This is a genomic window from Nostoc sp. CALU 546, assembly GCF_048836525.1.
The window spans coordinates 1-1,992 of sequence record NZ_JAWJTF010000348.1; the positions used below are offsets into that span (position 1 = coordinate 1).

Here is a 1,992-nt window from a genome sequence, read left to right on the forward strand (position 1 = left end):
GATATTGTAAAAAGATTTACCAGTAGTAGAAATTCTCAGTAACTTTTGGTAGTGGCTCATTTAAAACAGTAATTATTGATGACAGTAAAATCTAATTAGCAGTTCAATCTGCTTGATTTGGTTGTTGTTCTCTCGTTGGTTGATCGCTTGACTTAGTATGTCTTCTTCTAAAGAGGCTTAACACCGCATTTACAGACTCTTTTATGACATCGGGGATGATAGGCGTATTAGGTAGATTGTGAGATAAAGCTGTAATGTTATCTATGTTTGGCTCTGGTAGTTGTACACTCTTTTTAGAAGATGTTGTATCATCTTGGTTGGTATTCATAATTTTTGTAGTTCAGGAATGAAATAAACTGTTACTTGATGTAACAAAGAAACCACAGCAATTCCAGCGGTAACACCAGTAGCATATTTCAAGGCAAGGGATATATCATCTACTTGCTTCTGGTTATTATTATAAGTCTCTCTGAAGTCAGCTAACATCTGTAAATTATATTCTTGAGGTGTAAACGTCAAATAATCCTCTGGAAATTTTAGTTTTCCTTCATTTTCTTCGCTTTTTTCGAGATTGGGGCTGACAAAAAACTTACGTGGTAATAAAGCCCAGATTAGTAGCAGAAAATTGATGGAGAATAACAATATTTCTAACGCACTGAAGATACTAAATATAGTAATCAATCTGGATATTGTTAGAAAACTTAGTATGGCGCTGTTTGTCACAAATAGAATGTTCATTTGGGTGATTAAAATCTGCCGTTCTTCTTTTTGCCTTTCAATCACTCGACGTACATCTTGGGCGGCCAATTCTAAAGTTTCTTTATCTATTGTTGGAGATTCCATTATTAATTGATTGTATTTTGAATAACTTTATTTCGTCTGCAAATAATTAATAACAGCTTTAGCGATCGCTTCATTACCATCTTTAGCAATTGGTTGAGATTGCTTTGGTGGTTGAGGTAACTCATGGAGAAAATCCCAATCCCCTTGAAAAAAGTCAGATGGGGTAATGATTTGATGCTGATTATAATTAGTTATGCCTTCTACTAGAAAAGCTGCTTCGGCAAAATCCTCACGCGGTATAGTAACAATCGGTACTCCTAATAATGTGGCTTCAGAAAAAGTACTGTAACCAGGTTTAGAGACGACTCGCGCACAAATAGGCATAAAATCTACAGGGCGGTATTTGCGGTCATCAATTTTCACTAAATTAGGTAAATCAGGAGCAGATTGATCAAAGACAATAAATTGCCAATCGGGGAATAGACGCAGATTATCGTAGGGGATTTGCTGTAAACCCAAGCCACCAAAGGTCAACAAAATAGTTTTTTCGACTGGTGCAGTTATTCCCCAAAGAGAACGTAAATCATCAGCAGAGTAACGAGGGGAACCGCCTGTTAAGCCGACATCTGTGATATTGTTAAAAGCTGGCATTGGTTCATGGAAGGGGAGACGAAACAAGCGATCGCACTTTGAGTACCCATCACTAATCCAATCTGCAACTGCGGTAAATTCGCCTCCCCAATCTCGGTAGATAAAGTCCCAGCCAAAGTTACTCATCATCCAGCAGGGAATATTTGCAGCTTTGGCAAACCCAGGAGCTAGGAAAGGAATATCTGCCAAGATGAGATTAACGCGATTTTGGCGGATAAAATTTACTTCCGAAGCAATCAGCGAATTTTGATGCTTCTTAATATCGAGCAACTTTTCTAAAGTCGCTGCTTTATCCATTGTCAAACTATCCGTTTGCACCACACCCAAATCAAATGCACGGGGACGATAGATAAAATCGCCTTGTATATAGCACTCTAGCAACCAGCGTGGGGCAGTACTCACCAGAATTAGTAGAACTTCTGGGCATAATTTTTGAATTGTCGCAGCTACAGAAGCCGTGCGGGTAGCATGACCAAAGCCGTGGTTAGTTATGGCTAAGTATAAGATTGGGCGTTCCATTTTAAAGTTAGAAATTATTCACATTTTGGATTTTAGATT

At 38.2% G+C, this 1,992-nt stretch carries 3 protein-coding genes; all 3 read right to left on the bottom strand.

Annotated features, from left to right (window positions below; translation table 11 throughout):
* Positions 1–103: 103 nt before the first annotated feature.
* From RRG12_RS43550 to RRG12_RS43560, 3 genes are read right to left on the bottom strand one after another with little or no spacing between them, the layout of a single operon-like run.
* On the bottom strand, positions 104–328 hold the full coding sequence (locus RRG12_RS43550) for a hypothetical protein (protein WP_420760271.1): 225 nt from the start codon (positions 326–328) through the stop codon (positions 104–106).
* Complete coding sequence (locus tag RRG12_RS43555) at positions 325–843, bottom strand: hypothetical protein (protein ID WP_420760270.1); 519 nt, start codon at positions 841–843, stop codon at positions 325–327. The genes RRG12_RS43550 and RRG12_RS43555 overlap by 4 nt, the downstream gene beginning before the upstream one ends.
* Before the next feature lie 27 nt (positions 844–870).
* The gene (locus tag RRG12_RS43560) at positions 871–1,953 is read right to left on the bottom strand and encodes a glycosyl transferase (protein ID WP_420760269.1); all 1,083 of its coding nucleotides are present in this window, start codon (positions 1,951–1,953) and stop codon (positions 871–873) included.
* Positions 1,954–1,992 lie beyond the last annotated feature (39 nt).

Bases quoted from the DNA above. Each gene is read 5' to 3' on its own strand.
- RRG12_RS43550 (WP_420760271.1), bottom strand. From the start codon at position 328: ATGAATACCAACCAAGATGATACAACATCTTCTAAAAAGAGTGTACAA.
- RRG12_RS43555 (WP_420760270.1), bottom strand. From the start codon at position 843: ATGGAATCTCCAACAATAGATAAAGAAACTTTAGAATTGGCCGCCCAA.
- RRG12_RS43560 (WP_420760269.1), bottom strand. From the start codon at position 1,953: ATGGAACGCCCAATCTTATACTTAGCCATAACTAACCACGGCTTTGGT.